The following is an 18,552-nucleotide window of genomic DNA, read 5'->3' on the forward strand; positions in this document are numbered from 1 at the left end:
AACATTTTGAAACCATTTAGGCGGCCCGCCGTTCATACTTTTGCCGTGCTGCCGCGTTGATTGCTTATCGGCCTGCCCGTGATGCAGGCCCGCCCCTTTTCCGGGAGTCCGAAATGCTGAAGTCCGTGCACCGAATTTTCCTTGCCGCCATTGTGCTGCTCGCCTTGCCGGCCCTCGCCCAGAGCGACCCGCCGAGCCGCGTCGGCCGCGTCTCCTACCTCGATGGCGAAGTCGGCTTCCGGGTCGATCGCCGCGAAGAAGGCGGGCCGGCGACGCTGAACTGGCCGGTGAGCAGCGGCGCCGTGCTGGAAAGCGGCCGCCAGGGCCGCGCCGAGGTATGGATAGGCTCGACGGCCTACCGCCTGAGCGGCGACAGCCAGGTCGAATTTCCGCTGATCGACGATAGACGGGTCGATGCCCGCCTGAATGGCGGCAGCCTGGCGGTCAGCGTGCTCGACCGCGACCAGGCCGACGACGCGCTGGTGACGACGCCGGACGGCACGGTGCGTTTCCTGACTCCGGGCCGCTATCGCCTGAACGTCTATGCCGACCGCAGTGAACTGGTCGTCCAGGCAGGCCGCGCCACCTTCGACAACGGCCAGCGGGTCATCCCCGTGGCGGCCGGCCAGATGGCGGTATTGGGCAGCGACGGCAGCGAGCAGTTGGAGGGCGCTCCCCGCTACGATGCCTTCGACCAATGGGTGGCCAATCGCGAAAACGCCTCGCTGGCCGGCCCGGCCCGCCGCTACGTGTCGCCGTACATGACCGGCTACCAGGATCTCGACGCCTATGGCGACTGGCGCAATACCAGCGATTACGGCACGGTCTGGTATCCGCGCGGCCTGGCCAGTGACTGGGCACCCTACCGCTATGGCCGCTGGGCCTGGGTCGCGCCTTGGGGCTGGACCTGGATCGACCAGTCGCCATGGGGCTTCGCACCTTTCCACTACGGCCGCTGGGCGATGATAGGCGGGCGCTGGGGCTGGGTACCCGGCCGCCTCGTGCCGCGCCCGGTATATGCCCCCGCCCTGGTCGGCTGGGTCGGCAACCCCGGCTGGAGCGTCAGCTTCAGTTTTGGTTCATCCCCCGCCGTCGGCTGGTTCCCGCTCGCCCCGCGCGAGGTCTATGTACCGGCCTATCGCTACAGCCCGAATTACGTGCGCCAGATCAACGTCACCCAGGTCAATAACGTAACCATCATCGATCGCGCCGTGCGCAACACGACGCCGACCTACGCCTATCGCGCTCTGCCGCAGGCGGTGACGGTCGTGCCCGCCAACCATTTGCGTGAAGGCCGGCCGATTTCGCGCAGCGAACTGCGCCAGGCCGACCGCCGCAACCTGGATCGGGCGCCGCAGGCCCGGCAGGCCCCAACCGCCCAGTGGCTGGCGCCGGCCGCGGCCGCGACACGACCGCATGAAGGCGACCGCGGAGCCAGCCGGCCGCCGCGCAGCGAATTCACCAGCCCGCGCCCGAACGACCGGGAACGCGGCCCGTCCCGCTTCGAGTCGCGCGACAACGATCGCCGGCCGCCGGTTGAGAACCGCGCCCGTCCGTCGGAAAACCAGCCGCTGCGCCAGGACATCCCGGCCATGGATAGCCGCCGCGGCCAGCCTGAAATGGGCCGCGACGCGATACCGGAATCGCGTCGGGACAACCGCCGTGGACCGGACGCAGCCCCGGAAACCCGCTCGGGCGTCCGGTCCGAGCCGGGCGCCGCGGCGGTCCGTCCGGAAGCAGGCCGCGAGATGAACAGGGAAACCAATCGCGATGCCAACCGGGATGCCAACGAATCGCGCCGCGAATTCTTCCGCCGCCATGGCGAGGGCGGGGATGGCCGCCCGGGTGCCGAGACGAACGCCCCCCGCCGCGACGACCGGGCCCAGCCGCTCGTGGCGCCGCAGGAACGCGAGCCGCGCCGGGATATGCGCGATACGCGCGACACGCCGGCCCCGGTGCGTCGTGAAACGCCGCCCGACATGCGCCGCGAAGAGCGTCCGCAGCCGTCCTTCCAGGCGCCGGAACGCGAGCAACGCCGGGACATGCGCGATTTGCCGCGCAGCGAGCGCCAGCAGCCGGCACCGGCCGCCGCCCAAGTCATGCCGCAACGGGAAATGCAGCGTTTGCCGGAAGCCATGCCGGCCCCACCCCGGCGCGAAACGCCGCCCGAAATGCGCCGCGAGGAACGTCCGCGGCCTTCATTCCAGGTCCAGGAGCGCCGGGAAATGCCGCGTGAGATGCCTCGGGAAGTACCGCGTGAAATGCCGCGCATGGAAAGGCCGGTTCAACAGGCCGCGCCGGTGGCGCCGCCCCCGCAGCGCGAGATGCCACGCCCGGCACCGGAAGTGCGCATGCCCGCCCCGCAACCGGCCCCCCCGCCGCCGCAGGCCGAACCGCCGCGCCAGCAGCCGGCCCCGCAAGGGGGTAACGAGCAGCATCGCCATCGCGACGAGGAGCGCGGCCCTCGCTGAAATTCGCTACCCTGAATGACGAAAGGCCCGCTGAGCGGGCCTTTTCCTTTCCTACGCCCCGCCTTCAGTGCTTCTGGCCGAGGCCGAGGTAGGCTTCGATGACGCGCGGGTCAGCCGCCAGTTCGTTGCTCGGCCCGGCCAGCTTGACCTCGCCAGTTTCCAGCACGTAGCCGTAGTCGGACACCTGCAGCGCGGCACGGGCATTCTGCTCGACGAGCAGGATGGCGACACCGGTTTCCTTGAGCGCCGAAATGGTGCGGAAGATTTCCTTGATGATCAGCGGGGCCAGGCCGAGGCTGGGTTCGTCGAGCATCAGCAGCTTGGGCTTGGCCATCAGGGCGCGGCCCATGGCCAGCATCTGGCGTTCGCCGCCGGACAGGGTTCCGGCCAACTGGGCGCGGCGCTCCTCGAGGCGCGGGAACAGCTCGAAGACCTCGTCCATGGTTTCCATCTCGTCGCGGTGGCCGGTACGGTAGCGGTCGAAGGCGCCGAGCAGCAGGTTGTCCTCGACGCTCATTTCGGCGAACAACTCGCGCTTTTCCGGGACCAGGGTCATGCCGTGGCGCACCAGATGTTCGACCGAACGCTCGTGGCGTTGCGCCTGCCCCATGTACACGATGTCGCCGTCCGACGGCAGCAAGCCCATCAGGGCGGAGAGCAGCGTCGTCTTGCCGGCACCGTTGGGGCCGATGACGGTGACGATCTCGCCGCGGCGGATGGTCAGGCTGACCTCGTGCAGGGCCTCGACCTTGCCGTAGGCGACGCGCAGGTTCTTGACGTCGAGGATGACCTCGTTGTCGTGCAGGTGGGTCATGCTCATTATTCGACTCCCCCGAGGTAGGCTTCGAGCACCTTCGGGTCTTTTTGCACCTCTTCGGGCAGGCCTTCGGCGATCTTCTCGCCGAATTCCATGACCACCACGCGGTCGGCCAGTCCCATGACGAAATCCATGTCGTGCTCGACAAGCAGGATACCCATGCCCTCGGCGCGCAGTTTGCGCAGCAGTTCGGCCAGCGCCTGCTTTTCGCGGTAGCGTAGGCCGGCGGCCGGTTCGTCGAGGAGCAGCAGGCAGGGATCGGAAGCCAGGGCGCGGGCGATTTCGACGATGCGCTGCTGGCCCAGCGCCAGGCTGCCGGCCGGGTCGAACATGTGCTCGGCGAGGCCGACCCGTTCGATCTGGCGCGCCGCCTCGGCAAGCAGGCGGTTCTCCTCGGCGCGGTCGAGGCGCAGGGCGGCCGACAGCACCCCCTTGCCACCGCGCAGATGGGCACCGATGGCGACGTTTTCGAGCACGCTCATGTTGCCGAGCAGGCGGACGTGCTGGAAGGTCCGGCTCATGCCGCGCTTGGCGATGTCGCGCGCTGCTAGATCAGCCGTCGATGCGCCGAGGAAGGCGATCTTGCCCTCGGTGGCCGGATTGACCGCCGAAATGCAGTTGAACATGGTGCTCTTGCCGGCGCCGTTCGGGCCGATCAACGCCATTACCTCGCCCGCCTTCACGCTCAGCGACATGTTGTTGTTGGCGACCAGGCCGCCGAAGCGCTTGGTCACTTCGCTGGCGTCGAGCAGCACGCTGCCGGCGGCGACCGGCTGGCGTCTGGGCAGCGGCTCGCCCTGCGGCACGTCGCGGGCGACGGCACGCGCCGGCAGCAGGCGCAGGATGACCGGCCACAGCCCGGCCCGCGCCTTCTGCAGGATCAGCACCATGGCGATGCCGAACACGATGATCTCGAAATTGCCGCTCTGGCCGAGCAGTTGCGGCAGCCAATCCTGCAGCCACTGCTTCAGGATGGTGATCACGCCGGCGCCGAGCACGGCGCCCCAGACGTGGCCGATGCCGCCGACGACGGCCATGAACAGGTATTCGATGCCCTGGCCCAGGGCGAAGGGCGTCGGGTTCACGAAGCGCTGCAGATGGGCGTACAGCCAGCCGGAAACGCTGGCCAGCAGTGCGGCGATCAGGAAGATGACGATCTTCTCGCGGGCCGTATTGACGCCCATCGCCTCGGCCATCACCGTGCCGCCCTTGAGCGCCCGGATGGCGCGGCCGACGCGGGAATCGAGCAGGTTGCTGATGCTGACGATGGCGAGCAGGACGACCAGCCAGATCAGATAGAAGAACTCGCGGCCCGACTTCAGTTCCCAGCCGGCCAGCGACACGGCCGGAATGCCGGTGATGCCGGTGTGGCCGCCGAGGAATTCGACGTTGCCGAACAGGAAGTACAGGCTGATGCCCCAGGCGATGGTGCCCAGCGGCAGGTAGTGGCCGCCCATGCGCAGCGTAATGAAGCCGAGCGACAGCGCGACGGCAGCGGTCAGCGCCAGGCCGATGAACAGGGTCAGCCACGGCGAAACGCCGTGCACGGTGGTCAGCCAGGCCGTGGTGTAGGCGCCGAGGCCGACGAAGGCCGCCTGGCCGAAGGAAGTCAGGCCGCCGACGCCGGTGAGCAGCACGAGGCCGACGGCGACGATGGCGTAGAGGCCGATGTAGTTGAGCAGGGTAACCGAGAATTCCGGCAGCACTTGCGGCGCGACGGCCAATACGGCGACAAAGCCGAGCAGCGGCAGGTGGCGGCGCAGCAAGCTGCGCGGGGCCGATTTACCTGGCGCGTTGCTGACAGCGATGTCATCGCCCTTTTCTTCCTCTTCCTCGATGTGGTGCGTAGTCAGCGAGCGCCAGAGCAGGACCGGGATGATCAGCGTGAAGACGATAACTTCCTTGAAGGCGCTGGCGTGAAAGGACGAGAAGGATTCGAGCAGGCCGACCAGCACTGCGCCCAGCGCGGCGATCGGGTACGAGGCGAGGCCGCCGATGATGGCGCCGACGAAGCCCTTGAGGCCGATCAGGAAGCCGGAGTCGTAGTAGATAGTGGTGATCGGCGCGATCAGGATGCCGGAGAAGGCGCCGATGGCGGCGGCCAGCGTGAAGCACAGTTGCCCGGCGAGCACCGGCGGAATGCCCATCAGGCGGGCGCCGGTGCGGTTCATGGCGGTGGCGCGCAGGGCCTTGCCGTAAATGGTGCGCTCAAAGAAGAAATAGAGGCCGATGATGAGCAGGGCCGAGGCGACGACGACGAGGATGGTCTGCCCCTGCAGCGGCGCGCCGGCCAGTTCGAAGCTGAGGTCGGTGAAGGCCGGTGTGCGCCAACCCTCGGCGCCGAAGAAGAGCAGGCCGAGGCCGATCAGGGCGAGGTGTACGGCGACCGAGACGATGAGCAGGACGAGCACCGAGGCGCTGGCCAGCGGCTGGAAGGCAACGCGGTAGATCATCGGGCCGAGGGGCACGACGAGCAGCATGGCGAGGACGACCTGCGCCCACAGCGGCATCTGGTTGGGCGGCATGGCGAACAGGCCGGCGGCGGCGAGCAGCGGCACACCGACATTGACGATGAGCAGGGTCGGCAGCTTGGCGTAGCGGCCGTCGCGCACCAGCTTGTAGCCGTCGAGCAGGGCGACCGCCGTGCCGAGGCCGAGCAGCAGCCACACCGTGCCGGGCACCTGGCCGGCCTGCAGCGCAGCCAGGGTCAGCGCACCGAAGGCGACGAACTCGCCCTGCGGGATGAAGATGACGCGGGTGACGGCGAAGACGAGGACCAGCGCGAGGGCGAGCAGGGCATAGATGGCACCGTTGGTGATGCCGTCCTGGCCGAGGAGAAGGAGAATCTGGAGGTCCATGTGACCTTGAAAACCCGAAAGATTAAAAAGTCACTCCCGCGTAGGCGGGAGTCCAGGTCGGTGTATCTGGATGCCCGCCTACGCGGGAGTGACGGGATATTGGCGACTTACTTGAGCAGCTTCCAAGCACCGTTCTCAATCGTGACCATCACGCGTGCGCGCTGGTCGAAACCCTGGTGGTCGTTTGCCGACAGGTTGAAGATGCCGTGGGCGCCGGCGACGTTCTTGGTGCCTTCCAGCGCGTCGCGCAGGGCGCGGCGGAATTCGACGGTGCCCGGCTTGGCCTTCTTCAGCGCCGCCGGGATGGCGTTCTGCAGCAGCACGCCGGCGTCCCAGGCGTGACCGCCGAAGGAGCTGACGCTGCCCTTGCCGTGGGCGGCTTCGTACTTGGTGACGTATTCGAGGGCCGACTTGCGCACCGGGTTGTCGGCCGGCAACTGGGCGGCGACGACCATCGGGCCGACCGGCAGGAAGGCGCCTTCGACATCCTTGCCGCCGACGCGCAGGAAGTCGTTGTTGGCGACGCCGTGCGTCTGGTAGATCAGGCCCTTGTAGCCCTTTTCCTTGAGCACCTTCTGCGGCAGGGCGGCCGGCGTGCCGGCGCCGCCGACCAGCACGGCATCCGGCCTGGCGGCCATGATCTTGAGAATCTGGCCGGTCACCGAGGTGTCGTTGCGCTGGTAGCGCTCGCTGGCGACGATCTTCAGCTTGCGGGCCTCGGCGATCTTGGCGAATTCCTTGTACCAGCCTTCGCCATAGGCGTCGGCGAAGCCGATGAAGGCGACGCTCTGCACGTTCTTGTCGGTCATGTGCTGGACCAGCGCGGTGGCCATGTGGGCGTCGTTCTGGGCGGTCTTGAACACCCACTGGCGCTTGGCGTCCATCGGCTCGACGACGATGGCCGAACCGGCCATCGAGATCAGCGGCGTCTCGTTCTCGACGGCGACGTCCATCATGGCCAGCGAGCTCGGGGTGGTCGACGAGCCGACGACGACATCGACCTTGTTCTCGCTGATCAGCTTCTTGATGTTCTTGGTCGCCGCGGTCGGGTCGGTGGCGTCGTCGAGAATGATGTAATTGACCTTCTGACCGGCGATGGTGGTCGGCAGCAGGGCGAAGGTGTTCTTTTCCGGAATGCCGAGCGAGGCGGCCGGGCCGGTCGCGGCGACGGAAACCCCGACGTTGACGTCGGCCAGCACGGCGGTGGACAAGGTGGCCAGAACGGCAAGGGTCAGTTTCTTGATCATGAACGTATCCCGGAAAAGGAAAAAAGCGAGTTTACCATGCGGGGTCCGGCCCTTTCCTGGGCCGGACATGTCGGTTAACCCTTACTTGGCCAGCTTCCAGCCGCCGTCCTTGATGGTGACCATGACGCGGGCGCGCTGGTCGAGGCCGAGGTGGTCGTTGGCGCTCATGTTAAAAACGCCGTGTGAACCGGGAACGTTCTTGGTCGCTTCCAGCGCATCGCGCAGGGCGGCACGGAATTCCTTGCTGCCCGGCTGCGCCTTCTTCAAGGCCAGCGGCGCGGCATTGGCAAGCAGGATGCCGGCGTCCCAGGCGTAGCCGCCGAAGGCATTGACGCTGCCCTTGCCATGCACGGCCTCGTACTTGCCGACGTAGTCCGCGGCCGATTTCTTGACCGGGTTGTCGGCCGGCAGCTGGCCGGCGACCAGCACCGGGCCGCTGGGCAGCACGGTGTCCTCGCAATCCTTGCCGCAGACGCGCAGGAAGTCGTTGTTGGCAACGCCGTGCGTCTGGTAGATGATGCCCTTGTAGCCCTTTTCCTTGAGCGACTTCTGCGGCAGGGCGGCCGGCGTGCCGGCGCCGCCAATCAGCACGGCGTCCGGCTTGGCGGCGAGCACCTTGAGCACCTGGCCGGTGACCGAGGTGTCGGCGCGATTGAAGCGTTCGTTGGCGACGACCTTGACCTTGCGCACCTCGGCCAGCTTGGAGAACTCGTTCCACCAGCCTTCGCCGTAGGCGTCCGAGAAGCCGATGTAGGCCACGGTCTTCACGTTGTTGTTGGTCATGTGCTCGACGATGGCGGTGGACATCTGGGCGTCGTTCTGCGGCGTCTTGAACACCCACTTGCGCTTGGCATCCATCGGCTCGACGATGCGCGCCGAGGCGGCCATGGCGATCATCGGCGTCTCGGCCTCGGCGGCGACATCGACCATGGCCAGCGAGTTGGGCGTCGTGGTCGAGCCGATGATCAGGTCGACGTTGCTTTCGCTGATCAGCTTCTTGGCGTTCTTGACGGCGGTGGTCGTGTCCGAGGCGTCATCGAGCACGATGTAATTGACCTTCTGGCCGGCGATGGTCTTCGGCAGCAGGTCGATGGTGTTCTTTTCCGGAATGCCGAGCGAGGCGGCCGGGCCGGTAGCCGACAGCGTGACGCCGACATTGATGTCCGCCATGGCCGTGGCTGCGAGTGTTGCCAGCAGCGAAGCAAGCACGGTTCTTTTCATTGTTTTGTCTCCCCTGGATGAATCGATTATGCAAAGGTGAAAACCTAGGGGGAAACGCCCTTTCGCGCAAGCCAGCCGGTCAACCGGGCGTGATAAAGTCACTTTTTTTGCGCAAAACAGGGTTTGCCATGTTCTCTGGAATCATCGCGGCGGTCGGCCGCATCACCCAACTCACCCCCCGCGAAGTCGGCTTCCGCCTGCATGTCGACGCCGGCAAGCTCGACCTGGCCGACGTGGCGCTCGGCGACTCGATCGCCCACAACGGCGTCTGCCTGACCGTGGTGGCCAAGGAAGGCAACAGCTTCGCCGTCGACGTGTCGCCGGAAACCCTGTCGTGCACGGTCGGCCTCGATGCCCCCGGGCCGGTCAATCTGGAAAAGGCGCTGCGCCTGTCCGACGTGATCGGCGGCCACCTGGTGTCCGGCCATGTCGATGGCGTGGGCGAAGTGCTGCGCTTCGACCCGGTCGGCGACAACCGCCTGCTCGAAATCCGCGCTCCGAAGGACATCGCCCGCTACATCGCGCGCAAGGGCTCGATTGTCGTCGATGGCACCAGCCTGACCACCAATGCAGTCAATGGCACCGACTTCACCATCAACCTGATCCCGCACACGCTGGAAAACACCACGCTGCACCGCCTGCAGCCGGGCAGCAAGGTCAATCTGGAAGTCGACCTGATCGCGCGCTACTGCGAGCGACTGCTAAGCGCCGAGCGCGAGTAAGCACTCACATGAAAGGCCGCGTCGCCGTCTGGCTACTGGCCGCCGGCCTGTTGGCCGGTTGCGCGGCCTATGACGCGGCTGGCCGGGTGCCGGTCGACGCCCGCCTGGCCGACGTCGAGCGCAGCATGGGCCTACCGGCCCTGCGCTGGCGTGAAGCCGACGGTGGCGAAACCCTGGTCTATCCCTTCGGCAGCATGGGCTACCACACCTTCTTCGTGCACGGTGACGCCGACGGCCGCTTTGTCTCCCGCGAAAACGTGCTGACCATGAAGCATTTCGCCCGTATCGCCGCCGGTATGACGCAGGACGAGGTCGTCCATACCATCGGCCCGCCGGAACCGGCATGGACCGTCTATTTCAAGGCCCGCGACGAACTGGTCTGGGAATGGCGCTACTGCGACGACTGGAACGAACCGGCCCGCTTCAACGTGCTGTTCGACGGCACGACGCTGCGCGTGCGCTCGACCCTGTCCGCCACCGAACGCCAGCGTTTCGCCTTCGGCATTGGCGATAGACGGAGCTGGTGCGGTCGCTGAAATCTATCCTGCCCGGCTTGAAAATCCCCCACCCCGCCCCCATAATTGAAAGCATGGTTGTAATTCCGGCAATCTGGAGGCGTTCTGGACAGGGGTTCGATTCCCCTCACCTCCACCCAAGGGCATTCCGCTGAGTGCGTTTGGATGGGGGTGTACTGGCTTCGACAGGGCGGGCAAAGGTGCGCAGGCAACTCGTCAGGCGATCGACGTTAATGAAGCAAACTCCATAATTGCCAATGATGAGCAATTCGCTATTGCCGCCTAAAAACGGTTAGCCGGGGCTGCTAGAGCCTTGTTACCAAAGATAGCCGGCGGGGACTTCGGTCCCCGTCGTCAATTCCGGAATCCTTCTTCCGGATTTCCCTTTTCAGCTATCCAGACGGAAAACGATGGGCACGATGACCGAGGCCTCTATCGCTTCGTCGCCGCGCTTGGCCGGTACGAAACGCCAGCGTGCCACGGCCTGCTTGGCCGCTTCGTCGAGGCGGTCGAAGCTGCTGCTCTTCTCCAGTTCGACCGAGGCCGGATTGCCGTCCGCCAATACGCGAACCTTGAGCAGCACCTTGCCCTCCTCGCCGAGACGGCGGGACAGCGGCGGATATTTCGGCTCCGGATTGTTCAGGTAGGCGGCGTTGAAACGGGCGGCGGTGACCGCCACCGGGGCCGGCGCACTCGGCGCCGCGGCGACCGGGGCCGGCGGTGCAGCGACCGGGGCCGGAACACTGAAATTGGCCGGGCTGGCAGTCGGCTCGGCAGCGACCGCGATGACCTGGCGCGGCGTGGGCGTCGGCTTGGCCTGGGTCGGCTGCGGCTTGCTCGGTTGAGTCGGCATGGGTGGCGCGACGACCGGCTTAGGGGGCGTGGTTTTTTCGACCAGCTTGACCAGAATGGCGCTGGGTTCGGGAATATCGAGCTTGCCGATGGCCAGTTTCAGCGGATAGAACAGTACGGCGGCGTGCAGCGCCGTGGCGATCAGGAAAAAACGGCCACTCCTGCGCCATTCGGGCGTTTCGGGTGCGAAATGGAGGGCGGGATCGGCGTACATGTCTTTATTTTAGATGCTCGACGACCCATTGTTCGAGTTGCTCGGCGGGCTGCACGCCTGAGCGGCCTTGCCGGGCGCCGCGCCCGTCGTAGAAGTAGGTGCGCGGCAGTTCGCCGTACCAGCGGCGGTCGATTTCGTAGCGCAGGCGTTCCGGCTGGGCATCGGCAAATACCCAGCGGGCCTGTTTCGCGACGCCGTAATCCTGCGCCAGGCGCTCCAGCTCCGGCGCTTCGGCTGGGGTATCGGCGGCGACGAGGACTACTTCCAGCTTCGGATACCTGCGGGACAGCTCGCCGAGCGCCTTCAGTTCGGTCGGGCAATGCGTGCAACTGGCCGACCAGAAGGCGAGGATGAAGGGCTTGCCCTTGTGCTGGCGTTCGATTTTCTGCAGCGAGCCGCCGATGAAAGGGGTCATGTCGGCCTGGGCCGAAAAACTTAGCAGCACGGCGGCAGACAGCATGCATAGCCGTTTCATAAGGCGACCTTCACGCGCTTCAAGCCCTCCGCGGCGGTGTTCCAGATCAGCCAGACCGCCTTGCCGTCAGCGCGCAGCAGGGGATCGTCGGCTGCCCCGGCGGTACGGGTGATGGTCGAGGGGGACGACCAGTGCCCGCCGCGGTCGCGGGAGACCATCTGGCGAACGCTGTGCTGACGGCCGTCGTATTCGCGCCAGACGAGCACGACCTGCTGGCCGAGCACCGCGACCTGCGGGTGGCCGGCCTGGGCGTCGAGATTGCCGAAGCGCAGGGGCGGGCTCATCGTTTCGCCGTCGATCCGGCGGTAGTACAGACCAGGCGATTTCTCGGCACCGGTAAACCAGGCCAGGTGGCGGCTGCCTTGGCCGTCGATGGCCAGTCCGCCGCCGTGGTGCGGGCAGGCGTCGATTTCCCAGCCATCCTCGGTCACCCGGCGCAGCGGCTCGTCGAGACGGGCCAGGGCGAAATCGCGGACGTTCTTGCCGAAAACCTGGCGCCAGAAGACGACCGGCGTGCCGTCGCTATCGGCGGCCAGGCCCAGCCGGCAGCATTCGCAGGAATGGTCGGCCAGCTTCTGATTGGCTGCGAAGCTGCGCCCGCCGTCGGTCGATCGGGCGGTGTAGATGGCGGCGCCGCGATAGTCCACATTGCCTTCGCCATCGCGCTTGTCGATCCAGGCCAGCGTCACGCCCCGGCAGTCGGCGAGCATGGCGTTGAAGCGATGGGTGATCGGCCGGGTGTCGTCATTGACGGTGACCGGTTCGCTGAAAGTCCGGCCGCCATCCTCGGAGACGGCGAAGCGCACATGCCCGGCGAAGGGTTGCGGCAGGGCCTGTGTCCAACTGACATAGACGCGGTCGCCGACCGCGGCGATCTGCGGGCGGGCCTCGCCGTCGGCAGAGATCAGCTCCGGCTGGCGATTGACGGCGACCGGCTCGGTGAAGGGCTTGCCGGCGGCCGGCGAATGGCTGACGAAAATCTGCTGCCCGACGACACGGGCCAGCCACAGCTTGCCTACTGCGTCGAAGTCGGCGGCAACGGCCAAGCGCGGCGCGGTTTGCTGCTTTTCAAGCCATACCTTGGCGTAATCGACCTTGGCCGCCGGCTTGCCGTCGGCTGGCGCATGGCTGCCATGGTCATGCGCCAAGGCGCTGCCGGCGAGCAGGGCGCCGGCCAGCCAAATAGCGCAGCGAGTACTCAGGCTCACCATTTGGCCTGCAGTCCGACGGTGAAGGTACGCGGCAGGCCGGGCGCGAAGGTGGCGTTGCCGGAAGTGACGCCGGTGCTTTCGGCGTAGCGGCGGTCGGTCACGTTATGCACATTGCCGAACAGGCTGATGTCGCGATAGAGCGGGTAGGCGCCGCGCAGGTTGAGCAGGTCGTGTCCGTCGTATTTCGTGGTGTTCGCCTGATCGGACCACCAGCTGCTGAAATGCAGCCACTCGGCCTGGGCCATGCCGGTCTTGGCATCGCCCCAGGTCAGGCGGGTGTTGGCGATGGTGCGCGGGGCGAGTTCCATTTCCTTGCCAGTGTAATCGACATTGCCGACGCGCCAGTCGCCGTAGGTGTGCTTGGCATGCGAGACGGCGGCATCGAGGCGCCAGGCGGCGGCGAGCTGGACGCCGAGACCGATTTCGATGCCCTTGTGCAGGGTCTTGCCGGCGTTGGTGGCGGTCGTGATGTTGGTGACCGGATCGCGGTAGCTCAGGATGTCGTCGGTCTTGGTCATGTAATAGACCGACACTTCGTAATTGACGGCCGAATTGACCTTGCCGCGCAGGCCGGTTTCGACGCTGTCCACCTTGATCGGCTTCAGGTTGCTGGCCGAGACGGCGGCGGCGTCGGCCGCAGCGGCGCTGGACGCGACGGCAGGGCGGAACAGCTGGCCCTCGGACGGGGCGCGGAAAGCGTGGTTGTAGGCGGCGAAGCCATTCAGCGATTCGCTGAAGGCGTAAGTCGCGCCCAGCTTCGGGCTGAGGTGGTTGAAGGTGTGGTCGCCGTCGGCGACCTGGCCGTAATAGGCGGAACCGACGACGATGGGCGAGGTGCCGTAGCGGTTGTCGAAGCGATAGGTGACATGATCCTGGCGCAGGCCGGCGGTGATGCGCAGCTTGTCGGTCGGCGAAACCTCGCCATGCACGTAAGGCGAAACGCCCTGGTAGGTCACGTCGTAGTCGTAGATCCGGGCGCCCAGCGTGTAGCCGGTATAGATCTTGGTGTAGCCGCTGCCGATGGACGTCGTGTTGATGCGGTTCTCGACGCGACTGCCCGGGCTATGGTCGAGGTCGACGCCGACGATGACGCGGGTGCGTAGCGGCTCGAAGTCGTGGCGGTACTTGACCTGGGCGCCGAAGGACTGGTTTTCGGTGGTGTAGATGGTCGGGTCGTAGGACAGTGACCAGTTGGCCAGCAGGTCCATGGAGTCATTGCGGTAGTAGGGGGTGATGCTGAGCAGCGAGTTGCCCCACTCCTTTTCATAGGCGGTCGACAGGCGGAAGGCATCGACCTTGCGCAGCGAGATCGGCGTGTAATTAGCCTTCGGGTTGTTGTCGTAGTCGCTCTTCGAGATGGCCGAACTGCCGGCCGTCTGCTGGTCGATCTTGGAGAAGGTGGCGACCGTCTTCAGCGTCGCATCGTCGCCGATGGCGCTGTCCCAGCGCAGGGTGCCGCTCTGCCGGTCGTAGGCGGTGGTATCGCGCCAGCCGTCGGTGTGGCTGAGGTTGAGGTCGGCGCGGAAGGCATGGTCGCCGAAGGCGCTGCCGCCGGAAACCATGGTGCGCGCCCAGCCGTAGCTGCCGCCTTCGATGGAGCCTTCGATTTCCGGCTTGCTCGGCGGCTTGCGGGTCAGCACGTTGACCACGCCGCCGATGGCATCGGAACCGTAGAGCGCACTGCCCGGCCCCTTGTTGATCTCGATGCCACCGGCCATCGGCAGGTTCACCTCGTACAGGGCGTTGTGGTTGAAGAAGCCGGTCGAGCGGGTCGGCACGCCGTCTTCCAGGTAGAGGTACACCGGGTTGGTGGTCAGCGGCTGGCGGATGGCCGTCTGATGGCCTTCGCCGCCGGTCACGTTGACCCACACGCCGGCTACCTGGCCCATGATCTCGCTCGGGTGCGTCGGCTTGACTTCGCGCAGGGTCTTTTCCTTGATGACGCCGACGGTGGCCGGGGTTTCGCTGACCAGTTGCCCTTCGCGGGTGGCGGTAACGGTCACTTCACCGAGGGCGGTGTCGGCAGCGCCTGCGTTGACCGAAGCAAATGCCGAAAGTACTGCCAGCGCCAGCGGCGCAAGTGCGAAAGCCTTCATCATCGAACCCTAATTGATCTGTATCAAAAATTCTTTATTAAACAGCCAGTTAGGATCGAATATTACGGATCGCCCCCCTGTGCGGGAATGTGGCAAATTGTCGCACCTGAAGCGCAGACGCCCGGCCGACCACCATCTTAGGCGGATGTCATCGGCGGCCGGTATCGCGTCGCGGGCGACGGTCAGAACTTGACGTTCAGGCCGGCATAGAAGGCGCGCCCCATGCCTGGCACGGCGATGCCCCAGGGAATGCCGTTGATGCTCATGGTCGTTCCCTGGCCAGTATAGGTGCCGCCGGTCGGCAGGTAGTAGAAGCGGTCGAACAGGTTTTCCACGCCGAAATCGACACGGACGTTCTGCCAGGTGTAGCTGGCGCGCAAATGGATCAGGCTGTAGCCGGCAGTGGCGATTTCGTTGCGCACGCCCGACACGTCGCGCTTGCCGTGGACGCCGGCCCACTCGATGGCGTTGGCCCAGCCACCCGACTGGTGCGTCAGGCTCAGCCTGGCGTTGAGCGGCATGATGTTGTACAGGTGGTCGCCGGTGTCGCGATTTTCGCCCTTGGTGTAGTTGATCAGGCCCTTGATGCCGAATTCGCCGAAGCCGGTCCTGGCCAGCGGCGCGCGGCCGGAGAGGTCGACACCGTAGAGGCGGGCATCCTGGTTGGCGTACTGGAGGACGACGAACTGGTTGCGGGTCGTCGTGTTGTTCGCCGTGCAGGCCGAACCGGCGGTGCAGCGCACGGCGTCGATGTAGTCGTCGACATAGGTGTAATACGGCGTGGCCTTGAGTTCCCAGCTGCGGTCTGCGGCGTGCCAGTCAAATGTGAACGAGGCGGTGTAGGCCTTTTCGGATTTCAGGTCGGGATTGCCGACGTAGCCGTTGCCGTCGCCGACGAAGTTGTTCATGACGGCGGCCATGCTCCACGTCGACCAGGTGTAGCGTTCGTACAGATTGGGCGAGCGGACCTTCCGCGCCAGGCCGAATTCGAGATCGGCCGTCTGGCTGGCGGTGTAACGGGCGAGCGCGGTCAGGTCGACGTTGTTGTCGGCCCGTGCGTGACTGCGGGCATTGAAGGCCGCCGTGTCGGTCAGCTGGCTGCCCATGGCGTTGCCGTAACCGTGGACATTGCCGGCGTCGGTTTCCACCCGCTCGTAGCGGGCGCCGAGCAGGGAGGTCCACTGCGCACTGACGCGCTTTTCCCATTCGGCGAACACACCCAGCCGGTCGCGCCGGCCGGCATTGATGTTCTCGAAGCTGAGCGGCGACATGCCGCCGGTGCCGGAGGCCGGCCACCAGTCATGCAGCGTGTAGTGCTGGTACAGCCCGCCGACGCGCAGCAGATCGTGGTCGCCGAGATCGATGTCGGCCTTCAGGTTGAAGCCGGTGGTGCGGCCACGGCTGTACATCGGCATGCCATTGACCGCCGTGCCGTAGACCAGTTGCTTGTCGTCCCCGAAATTCATGTAGTGATCGACCGCCTCGTAGTAGGCGCGGGCGTCGAGCAGGCCCCAGTCGTACTGGCCGAGATAGCGCAGGTTGAGCCGCTTCTGCTCGTTGTCGAGCATGTCCATGCGCTGGTTGGGATAAAGCTGGTAGGGGACGTCCTGGTAGCCGAGCTTGGCCTCGACGAGGTGATTGCCGCCGCGTACCGCGAAACCGAGGGTGTGGGTGCGGCTGTCATAGGCGGTGGAGCCGACTTCGTCGAGGGCCAGCGTGTGGCCGCTGCGGCCGGTTGCGGTGGTCCGCTTGAAATCGCCGCCGGCCTTGTAGTTATCGGCCTTGGCAAGCGCGCCGCTGTAGCTGATGCTGAGGTTCTCGGTGGCCAGCGTCGCCGCCAGGTTGCCGCCGACGGCGTTGTTGTTGCTGCGGGCGAAGGCGCCGACTTCGCCCTTGGCCAGCGTGCCCTGGCCGGGCGCGGCGAATTGGGGGGGCAGGGTTTCGGCAATGATGGCGCCGCCGATGCTGTCGCCACCGACGCTGACCGGCGCAATGCCGGCAACGACCCTGATTTTCGCCACGTTGGTCGGGTCGAGGTAGGACAGCGGCGGATTCATGTGGTTGGGGCAGGAGGAAATGAAATCCATGCCGTCCACCGTGATGCGCAGCCGGTCGTCAGCCAGGCCATGGATGGCGGGCAGGCTGGAGACGCCGCCGGCGCCGTACAGGCTGACGCCGGGCACATCGCGCAGCAGGCTGGCGGTATCGCGGGTGATGGCGTGCTGGGCGGCGATTTCCGCGGAACCGACCTGTTGCGGCGTGGCCGCCTCGCGGATCTTGCCGGCGCTGACGACGACCTCGTTCAGCGTCGTTTGCGCGTAGGCCTGCTGCCAGGCCATGGTGGAACAGGCGACAGCGACCGCTGCCGCCAACGGGCGGAGTGAGTACCCCATATCTTTCTCCCTGACTTTATTGGTATTTGTGCGGGGGCAGATTGTCCGCATCGGTCAGGGCGGCGGGAATGTGGCAAATTGCCGCGCGACAATTCGTCACATGCCAAATAACTAGGTGGCCGGATTAGGCCCGGCGGGTTGCCTTACTCTTCGGCGGCGTGCAGATAGTGGGCGACGGTGGCGACCAACTCGTCGGCGCGGAAGGGTTTGGCGATGAAATCGTCCATGCCGGACGCGAGGCACTGGTCGCGGTCGTCCTGCATGGCGTTGGCGGTCATCGCGATGATCGGGCAGCGCGGCAGCGTGCGCTCGCTTTCGCGCCGGCGCAGACGGCGGGTCGCTTCGAGGCCGTCCATTTCCGGCATCTGTATGTCCATCAGGACCAGGTCGAATTCCTGGCCGTCCGCCACCGCCAGCGCCTGCACGCCGTTGGCGGCGATGGCCACCCGGCAGCCATAGCGCTGAAGCAGCTTTTCGGCGATTTTCTGATTGACCGGGGTGTCCTCGACCAGCAGGATGCGTTTGCCGGCCAGGGTGCGCCGGGCGTGTTCCTGGTCCAGCTCGGCCGCTTCGGGCTGCCCGCTGTCGCTGCGCTCGAGCACCATGTCGATGACGAAACGCGAGCCCTGGCCCGGCGTGCTGTCGAGCTGGATGGCCCCGTGCATCAGGCGCACCAGGCGGTCGACGATGGACAGGCCGAGCCCGGTGCCACCGTACTTGCGGGTCGTCCACTCCTCGGCCTGGGCGAAGGGGTCGAAAATGGCGGTCAGCTTGTCGGCCGGAATGCCGATGCCGGTGTCGCTGACGGTGAGCCGGACGCGCCAATACCGGCTGTCGGCCTCCGGCTGGCAGCCGATGCGGATGGCGACTTCGCCGCGCTCGGTGAATTTGATGGCATTGGACACCAGGTTATTGAGCACCTGCTGGATGCGCACCGGGTCGCCGAGCAGGTGGTCCGGAATTTCGCCCTCCGCTTCCCAATACAGGCGCAGGCCCTTGTTGCCGGCGACGATGGCGTACAGATTGACGACGCTGTCGAGGATGCCGGCCAAGTCGAGCGGCGTCTTTTCCAGGGCCAGTTTCCCGTCATTGAATTTGGAGAAATCGAGAATGTCGTTGAGCACCCGCATCAGGTTGTCGCCCGACGATTTCACCCAGGTCAGGTATTCGCGCTGCTCCTCGGTCAGTTCGGTCTTCAGCGCCAGTTCCGTCATGCCGAGGATTCCGTTCATCGGCGTGCGGATTTCGTGGCTCATGGTGGCCAGGAAGGCCGTCTTGGCCTGCGCGGCGAGTTCGGCGCTGCGCGCCAGGCGGGCCTGCTCGTCGCGGGCGGCGGTCAGTTCGTGGATGCGTTCGCCGACGGCGCGCGACATGGCATTGAAGGCGGCCCCCAGGCGGCCGACGTCGTCCTTGCCTTCGGGCACCGGCGGCGGCGTCAGGTTGCCGGCGGCCACCGCTTC

13 protein-coding genes, 1 other RNA gene and 1 pseudogene are annotated in these 18,552 nt (G+C 66.2%); 4 read left to right on the plus strand and 11 right to left on the minus strand.

Features of this window, described 5'->3' with window-relative positions:
- The first annotated feature begins 113 nt into the window (after positions 1 to 113).
- On the plus strand, positions 114 to 2,471 hold the full coding sequence (locus LZ012_RS01400) for a DUF6600 domain-containing protein (protein ID WP_275706767.1): 2,358 nt from the start codon (positions 114 to 116) through the stop codon (positions 2,469 to 2,471).
- Positions 2,472 to 2,535: 64 nt separating this feature from the next.
- Here the strand turns inward: LZ012_RS01400 and LZ012_RS01405 are convergent, their stop codons facing one another.
- From LZ012_RS01405 to LZ012_RS01425, 5 genes and pseudogenes are all read right to left on the minus strand, one after another.
- Complete coding sequence (locus LZ012_RS01405; RefSeq protein ID WP_275706768.1) at positions 2,536 to 3,291, minus strand: ABC transporter ATP-binding protein; 756 nt, start codon at positions 3,289 to 3,291, stop codon at positions 2,536 to 2,538.
- Positions 3,291 to 5,054: a branched-chain amino acid ABC transporter ATP-binding protein/permease gene (locus tag LZ012_RS01410; protein ID WP_420839488.1), complete on the minus strand. Its 1,764-nt coding sequence runs from the start codon at positions 5,052 to 5,054 to the stop codon at positions 3,291 to 3,293. The genes LZ012_RS01405 and LZ012_RS01410 overlap by 1 nt, the downstream gene beginning before the upstream one ends.
- A 57-nt stretch (positions 5,055 to 5,111) precedes the next feature.
- A pseudogene (locus LZ012_RS01415) lies at positions 5,112 to 6,146 on the minus strand (branched-chain amino acid ABC transporter permease); the annotation flags it as partial.
- A gap of 107 nt (positions 6,147 to 6,253) precedes the next feature.
- A complete protein-coding gene (locus tag LZ012_RS01420) occupies positions 6,254 to 7,393 on the minus strand; it encodes an ABC transporter substrate-binding protein (RefSeq protein ID WP_275706770.1) in 1,140 nt (379 codons plus the stop codon).
- Between the two features lie 81 nt (positions 7,394 to 7,474).
- Positions 7,475 to 8,614 carry an ABC transporter substrate-binding protein gene (locus LZ012_RS01425; RefSeq protein ID WP_275706772.1) on the minus strand — a complete coding sequence of 380 codons (1,140 nt, stop codon included), beginning with the start codon at positions 8,612 to 8,614 and terminating at the stop codon, positions 7,475 to 7,477.
- Positions 8,615 to 8,742: 128 nt separating this feature from the next.
- Between LZ012_RS01425 and LZ012_RS01430 the strand changes: the two genes are divergently transcribed.
- From LZ012_RS01430 to ssrA, 3 genes are all read left to right on the plus strand, one after another.
- Entirely contained in the window at positions 8,743 to 9,336 is a 594-nt protein-coding gene (locus LZ012_RS01430; RefSeq protein WP_275706775.1) for a riboflavin synthase, read from the plus strand.
- 8 nt (positions 9,337 to 9,344) lie between these two features.
- Entirely contained in the window at positions 9,345 to 9,872 is a 528-nt protein-coding gene (locus LZ012_RS01435; RefSeq protein ID WP_275706778.1) for a hypothetical protein, read from the plus strand.
- A 3-nt stretch (positions 9,873 to 9,875) separates the two neighbouring features.
- Positions 9,876 to 10,208, plus strand: a transfer-messenger RNA (tmRNA) gene (gene ssrA / locus LZ012_RS01440).
- A gap of 31 nt (positions 10,209 to 10,239) precedes the next feature.
- On the opposite strand, the gene LZ012_RS01445 is transcribed toward ssrA, so the two are convergent.
- The 6 genes from LZ012_RS01445 to LZ012_RS01470 all read right to left on the minus strand — a co-directional run bounded on the left by LZ012_RS01445 (position 10,240) and on the right by LZ012_RS01470 (position 18,546).
- Positions 10,240 to 10,917, minus strand: coding sequence for an energy transducer TonB (locus LZ012_RS01445; RefSeq protein WP_275706780.1), 678 nt, complete (start codon positions 10,915 to 10,917; stop codon positions 10,240 to 10,242).
- Positions 10,918 to 10,921: 4 nt separating this feature from the next.
- Positions 10,922 to 11,377: a TlpA disulfide reductase family protein gene (locus LZ012_RS01450; RefSeq protein WP_275706783.1), complete on the minus strand. Its 456-nt coding sequence runs from the start codon at positions 11,375 to 11,377 to the stop codon at positions 10,922 to 10,924.
- An 11-nt stretch (positions 11,378 to 11,388) separates the two neighbouring features.
- Complete coding sequence (locus LZ012_RS01455; RefSeq protein WP_275706785.1) at positions 11,389 to 12,603, minus strand: sialidase family protein; 1,215 nt, start codon at positions 12,601 to 12,603, stop codon at positions 11,389 to 11,391.
- Complete coding sequence (locus LZ012_RS01460) at positions 12,597 to 14,699, minus strand: TonB-dependent receptor (protein WP_275706787.1); 2,103 nt, start codon at positions 14,697 to 14,699, stop codon at positions 12,597 to 12,599. Before LZ012_RS01460 ends, LZ012_RS01455 begins: the two co-directional genes overlap by 7 nt.
- Positions 14,700 to 14,881: 182 nt before the next feature.
- Entirely contained in the window at positions 14,882 to 17,092 is a 2,211-nt protein-coding gene (locus LZ012_RS01465) for a TonB-dependent receptor (RefSeq protein ID WP_275706790.1), read from the minus strand.
- 143 nt (positions 17,093 to 17,235) lie between these two features.
- The gene (locus tag LZ012_RS01470; protein ID WP_420839489.1) at positions 17,236 to 18,546 is read right to left on the minus strand and encodes a response regulator; all 1,311 of its coding nucleotides are present in this window, start codon (positions 18,544 to 18,546) and stop codon (positions 17,236 to 17,238) included.
- Between the last annotated feature and the right edge of the window lie 6 nt (positions 18,547 to 18,552).

This window comes from Dechloromonas hankyongensis, assembly GCF_022012295.1.
GTDB classification, from domain to species: domain Bacteria; phylum Pseudomonadota; class Gammaproteobacteria; order Burkholderiales; family Rhodocyclaceae; genus Azonexus; species Azonexus hankyongensis.

What these genes read in the sequence shown, in the direction of transcription:
- LZ012_RS01445 (WP_275706780.1), bottom strand. Translation starts at nt 10,917, where the DNA reads ATGTACGCCGATCCCGCCCTCCATTTCGCACCCGAAACGCCCGAATGG.
- LZ012_RS01425 (WP_275706772.1), bottom strand. Translation starts at nt 8,614, where the DNA reads ATGAAAAGAACCGTGCTTGCTTCGCTGCTGGCAACACTCGCAGCCACG.
- LZ012_RS01455 (WP_275706785.1), bottom strand. Translation starts at nt 12,603, where the DNA reads ATGGTGAGCCTGAGTACTCGCTGCGCTATTTGGCTGGCCGGCGCCCTG.
- LZ012_RS01465 (WP_275706790.1), bottom strand. Translation starts at nt 17,092, where the DNA reads ATGGGGTACTCACTCCGCCCGTTGGCGGCAGCGGTCGCTGTCGCCTGT.
- LZ012_RS01435 (WP_275706778.1), top strand. Translation starts at nt 9,345, where the DNA reads ATGAAAGGCCGCGTCGCCGTCTGGCTACTGGCCGCCGGCCTGTTGGCC.
- LZ012_RS01400 (WP_275706767.1), top strand. Translation starts at nt 114, where the DNA reads ATGCTGAAGTCCGTGCACCGAATTTTCCTTGCCGCCATTGTGCTGCTC.
- LZ012_RS01420 (WP_275706770.1), bottom strand. Translation starts at nt 7,393, where the DNA reads ATGATCAAGAAACTGACCCTTGCCGTTCTGGCCACCTTGTCCACCGCC.
- LZ012_RS01450 (WP_275706783.1), bottom strand. Translation starts at nt 11,377, where the DNA reads ATGCTGTCTGCCGCCGTGCTGCTAAGTTTTTCGGCCCAGGCCGACATG.
- LZ012_RS01405 (WP_275706768.1), bottom strand. Translation starts at nt 3,291, where the DNA reads ATGAGCATGACCCACCTGCACGACAACGAGGTCATCCTCGACGTCAAG.
- LZ012_RS01430 (WP_275706775.1), top strand. Translation starts at nt 8,743, where the DNA reads ATGTTCTCTGGAATCATCGCGGCGGTCGGCCGCATCACCCAACTCACC.
- LZ012_RS01460 (WP_275706787.1), bottom strand. Translation starts at nt 14,699, where the DNA reads ATGAAGGCTTTCGCACTTGCGCCGCTGGCGCTGGCAGTACTTTCGGCA.